The organism is Nocardia higoensis NBRC 100133 (assembly GCF_000308595.1).
GTDB classification, from domain to species: domain Bacteria; phylum Actinomycetota; class Actinomycetes; order Mycobacteriales; family Mycobacteriaceae; genus Nocardia; species Nocardia higoensis.
This window is the reverse complement of sequence record NZ_BAGA01000018.1, coordinates 1-5,069: the sequence shown is the minus strand read 5'-3', so window position 1 is coordinate 5,069 and position 5,069 is coordinate 1. Positions and strand designations below refer to the sequence as shown.

Genomic DNA, 5,069 nt, shown 5'->3' with positions numbered 1-5,069 from the left:
CAGGAGGCATGCAGGGTGTCCTGCCAGTACGACCAGGAATGCGTGCCGACCGGGCTGTAGTCGATCCTGGCGGGAATGCGCAGAGCGCGCAGGCGCTGTTCGAAGGCGACGGTGCAGACATTGATGCCCACCTCCACCGGACCGCCGAGGAAGATGTTCTCGGCCAGTTGCGGTTTGAGTTCCGCCTCGTGCGGGCCGGGGATGCCGGTGCCGGTGGACAGGTAGATGGTCTTGCCGCGCAGCCGTTCGGCCATCAGCGAGGGATCGTGCGCGGCCCATTCCGGGCTGCCGGGCGGGCCCCACATATTCAGCGGATCGCCGCCGCGATTGGCGACCGAGAACATGATCCCGCCCGCGCCCAGAGTTGTATCCGGGCAGGCGCTGTACCCCGCGACGGTGGTGTAGAGGTGCGGGTTGCGCGCCGCCAGGACGAACGCCGCGCTGCCGCCCATCGACAGCCCGCCGATGGCGTTGACGCCGTTGCCCGCGAAGTTCGCGTCGATGATCGGCGGCAGCTCCCCGGTCAGGAAGGTCTCCCACTTGTAGCGGCCGAGTTTCGGGTCGTCGCGCAGCCAGTCGGTGTAGTAGCTCGCCTGACCGCCGACGGGCAGAACCACATTGACATTCTTGCCGCGGAAGAACGCCTCGGCGTCGGTGGCATTGGTCCAGGTGCTCTGGCCGACACCGGGATCCAGGCCGTCGAGGAGGTAGAACGACGGGCGCGCCCCGCCGCCCGCCGGATGCAGTACCTGCACCTGGACGACCCGGCCCATCGCGGGCGAATCGACGAATACCGCCGAGCGGGTGGCGCTCAGCGCGTCGACCCGGACGACCCGGGCTGCCGCCGAAGCGGTGGGCGCCCGGCCGACCACCAGCGGGCCGAGCATCGCGAGCACCGACGCGAGCACCACGCCAGCAATCCTTCTCCGACCCACGTCCCCACCTCCGCCAACGCAAGAAAGCCACCGTGGATGTGACCGAAATGATCATGTCACACGAAGGCACACACACCTTGGCATTTCCGTAGCAAACTTTATGGTCTACTCGGATCGCGCCAACGCACCACGGATCGATCCGGCCAGATAGTCGAGGTCGGCGCGGTGCGGACTGGTCGGACGCCCGCGCAGGCCGAAGCCGTCGCCCGGGGTGCGCGGAATGACGTGCAGGTGCACGTGGAAGATCTCCTGCCCGGCGGTGACCCCGTCGGCGAGAAAGAAATTCACCCCGTCGCAGGCGACCTCGCTGGCCCGCAAGGCGGCGGCCAGCCGCTGGCCGACCTGGAAGAGCTTGCCGCCCAGCACCGGATCGAGCGAGGCGAGATCACGGGCGGGCACCTTCGGCACCACGAGCAGGTGTCCCGGCGTCATCGGCCGGATGTCGAGGAAGGCGAGAACGTCGTCGTCCTCGTACACCTTCGAGGCGGGGGCGCGGCCTGCGACGATATCGGAGAAGATGGTGTACGGATCCACACCGCACCTTAACCCCGCCCGCCGGACCAGCCCGGGCAGTCGCCGCCGCGCCCAGGTCCGCAGACCGGGACGGGGCAGCGGCGCCATCGAAAGTCGTTCCGGTGCCGGGAAGTCCGACTACAGGATCGGCGAGGGTGTGTAGCGGGCCGCGTCCGGGAATGCCTCGACCAGCTTCTGCACCTGCGCCACGACCTCACCGGTCTGATCGCCCGCGGCGCCGACGAAGGCCGACTTGTCCGCCAGCGCGGCGTCGAGCGCGGCCCGGTCCAGCGGCAGCCGGCCGTCGGCGGCCAGGCGGTCCAGCAGATCCGGCTCCCTGCCCTGCTCGCGCATGGCCAGCGCGACGGCCACCGCGTGCTCCTTGATGACCTCGTGCGCGGTCTCGCGCCCGACGCCCGCGCGCACCGCCGCCATCAGGATGCGGGTGGTGGCCAGGAACGGCAGGTAGCGGTCGAGTTCGCGGGCGATCACCGCCGGGTAGGCCCCGAATTCGGCCAGCACGGTCAGGAAGGTCTCCATCATGCCGTCGATCGCGAAGAAGGCGTCCGGCAACGCGACCCGGCGCACCACCGAGCAGAACACGTCGCCCTCGTTCCACTGCGCGCCCGCCAGTTCGGCGGCCATCGAGGCGTAGCCGCGCAGCACCACCTGCAGGCCGTTGACGCGCTCGCAGGAGCGGGTGTTCATCTTGTGCGGCATGGCCGAGCTGCCCACCTGGCCGGGCTGGAAGCCCTCGGTGACCAGCTCGTGGCCCGCCATCAGCCGGATGGTGTGCGCGAAGGACGACTGAGCCGCGCCGATCTGCACCAGCGCCGAGAGCACGTCGTGGTCCAGCGAGCGCGGGTACACCTGACCGACGCTGGTCAGCACGGTCGCGAAGCCGAGATGACCGGCCACCTGCTGCTCCAGGCGGGCCAGCTTCGCCGGGTCGCCGCCGAGCAGGTCGAGCATGTCCTGGGCGGTGCCCATCGGGCCCTTGATGCCGCGCAGCGGGTAGCGGTCGATGAGCTCGCGCAGCCGGGTCAGGCCGATGAGCAGTTCGTCGGCGGCCGAAGCGAACCGCTTGCCCAGCGTGGTGGCCTGCGCGGCGACATTGTGCGAACGACCGGCCATCACCAGCGACTGGTACTCGGCGGCCCGTTCGGCCAGCCGGGCGGCGACCGCGACACCGTGGGCGTGCACGTGCTCGAGCGAGAGCCGGATCTGCAGCTGCTCGACGTTCTCGGTGAGATCGCGGCTGGTCATGCCCTTGTGCACGTGCTCGTGCCCGGCGAGCGCGTTGAATTCCTCGATACGCGCCTTCACGTCGTGGCGGGTGACCCGCTCACGTTCGGCGATGGAGGCGGTGTCGACGTGGTCGATCACCCGCTCGTAGTCGGCGAGCACGCCGTCGGGCAGATCGATGCCGAGTTCGGACTGGGCCCGCAACACCTCCAGCCACAGCCGCCGCTCGAGCACGATCTTGTGCTCGGGCGACCACAGATGCACCAGCTGGGGACTGGCATAGCGGGTGGCGAGGACGTTCGGGACGAGGGTCACGTGGGGTCAGTCTAGTTGCCGCATCTCCGGGGCAGGCGACCTGCTGCCGTTGAGCTGCTCCGGCCCGGCCGGGCGCAGCGGCGGGGCGACGATGTCGATCACTTCCAGCAGCGCGGCCCTGGCGGTGCGGCGCGGGTCGGGGTCGTTCTCGGTGAGCGCGGCGACGACCGCGCCGTCGACCACCGCCACCAGTCGTCGCAGATGTTCGGGGCGAACGCTGCGATCGGAGCGGCGCAGCACGTCGGCGAGCAGTTCCTCGAGTTGCGCCCGTAGTCGCAGCTGGACCTCGCGTAGCTCGGGATGACGGGCCGAGGCCACCGAGCGCTCGTAGCGGGCGATCAGCTGCCCGCGCGCGTTCTCGTCGTGCCGGTCGCCGATCAGCAGGTCGAGCACCAGTTCGACGGTCGCCTCCGCGCCGCGCCTGCGGTGGCTGACCTCGCCGACGCGCTTGCGCATGGCGTCGAGTTCGGCGGTGCCGCTGAACTCGACCGCCCGCGCGATCAGGTCCTCGAGCGAGGCGAAGTAGTAGGTGGTCGACGCGAGCGGGAGATGGGCGCGCGTGGCCACCGAACGATGCCGCACCGCATCGAATCCCCCTTCGAGGAGCAATTCTGCGGCGGCGGCGACCAGGGCCTGGCGACGCCGTTCACCTTTCGGGGTCGTCGCGGTTATCACCGTGCCATCGTGCCAGTCGTCATCAGTTCATCCGTGGGAAATCGAAAGAAGAGAACTCAGCCATCATTTGTTTTACCCCATCGCGAGATCGGCGGCATCGGAGTCGGGAATGTTGTTGCATCGCAACCAGTTCGGATCGGCGTCAGCCACCTGCGCGAAGATACCTTCCCAGCCGTTCCAGTGCCTGCTCGATATCGGCCCGCGCGCCCGCGAAAGAGAAACGGACCGAGCGGTCTCCGTGCACGGTGTCGAAATCGACGCCGGGCGCCAGCGCTACCCCGGTGTGCGCGAGCAGGTCCGCGCACCAGGTGCGGAAATCCTCGGTCAGGTGACCGATGTCGGCGTAGGCGTAGAACGCGCCGTCGGCCGGGGCCAGCTTCGTGATGCCCAGTGCGGTGAGCCCGTCGAGCAGCAGCCTGCGGTTGGCCGCGTAGCGGCGCACGTGCCCGTCGAGTTCGGCCTTGGATTCCTCGTCGAAGGCATGCACGGCCGCGTACTGCGAGATCGCCGGCGGGCACACCGTCATATTGGAGGCCAGCCGCTGCAGGGCCGGGCGCAGGTCCGGTGGCGCCAGCATCCAGCCCAGCCGCCAGCCGGTCATCGAGAAGTACTTCGAAACCGAGCCGATGACCACCGCCGCCCGCGAGGTCTCCCAGGCCGAGGTGGTGCGCGCGCCGTCGGCGTAGGTGATGCCGTGATAGATCTCGTCGGAGATCAGCAGGGTCCCGTTGTCCTCGCACCAGCGGGCCAGCGCGGCCAGCTCGTCGGGTTCGATCATGGTGCCGGTGGGGTTGGCCGGGCTGGCCACGATCAGGCCCGCGGGCGGTTCCGGGAGCGCGGCCAGCATCTCGACGGTCGGCTGGAAGCGGGTCTGCGGGCCGCAGTCGAGTTCGACCACCCGGCAGCCGAGCGCGCTGAGGGTGTTGCGGTAGGCCGGATAGCCGGGGCGGGCCACCACCACGGTGTCGCCCGGATCGAACGCGGCCAGGAAGATCAGCGTGAAGGCGCCGGAGGAGCCGGTCGTGACCACCACGTCGTCGGGGTCGACCGGGTAGCCGTAGGTCGCGGTGTGGTGCCCGGCGATCGCCTCGCGCAGCGCCAGGATGCCGAAGGTCTCGGTGTAGCCGAACAGCTCCGCGTCGATCGCGGCCTTGGTGGCGCGCAGCACCGGGGCGGGCGCGGATGTCGAGGGCTGACCGGCGGCCAGCACGAGCACATCGCCGTGCGTCCTGGCGCGCTCGGCGGCGGCTTTCCACACGTCCATCACGTAGAAAGGGGGGATGGTCGACCTGCGAGATTCTCTGGACACCCGAACGACGGTAGAGCACCGTCGTTCGGCCGTTCCGGGATATGGTCGGCTCGATGCTTGACAAGGCTCCCCGCACC

5 protein-coding genes are annotated in these 5,069 nt (G+C 69.6%); all 5 read right to left on the bottom strand.

Features of this window, described 5'->3' with window-relative positions; translation table 11 throughout:
• On the bottom strand, window positions 1-935 hold a 935-nt coding region (locus ON26_RS02595), incomplete at its 3' end, for an alpha/beta hydrolase (RefSeq protein ID WP_040794331.1).
• A 105-nt stretch (window positions 936-1,040) separates the two neighbouring features.
• On the bottom strand, window positions 1,041-1,469 hold the full coding sequence (locus ON26_RS02590; RefSeq protein ID WP_040794330.1) for an HIT family protein: 429 nt from the start codon (window positions 1,467-1,469) through the stop codon (window positions 1,041-1,043).
• 117 nt (window positions 1,470-1,586) lie between these two features.
• Complete coding sequence (purB, locus tag ON26_RS02585; RefSeq protein WP_040794329.1) at window positions 1,587-3,008, bottom strand: adenylosuccinate lyase; 1,422 nt, start codon at window positions 3,006-3,008, stop codon at window positions 1,587-1,589.
• 6 nt (window positions 3,009-3,014) lie between these two features.
• Window positions 3,015-3,683, bottom strand: a complete 669-nt coding sequence (locus tag ON26_RS02580; RefSeq protein WP_040794328.1) for a TetR/AcrR family transcriptional regulator — start codon at window positions 3,681-3,683, stop codon at window positions 3,015-3,017.
• Window positions 3,684-3,825: 142 nt separating this feature from the next.
• A complete protein-coding gene (locus tag ON26_RS02575; RefSeq protein ID WP_040794327.1) occupies window positions 3,826-4,992 on the bottom strand; it encodes a pyridoxal phosphate-dependent aminotransferase in 1,167 nt (388 codons plus the stop codon).
• Between the last annotated feature and the right edge of the window lie 77 nt (window positions 4,993-5,069).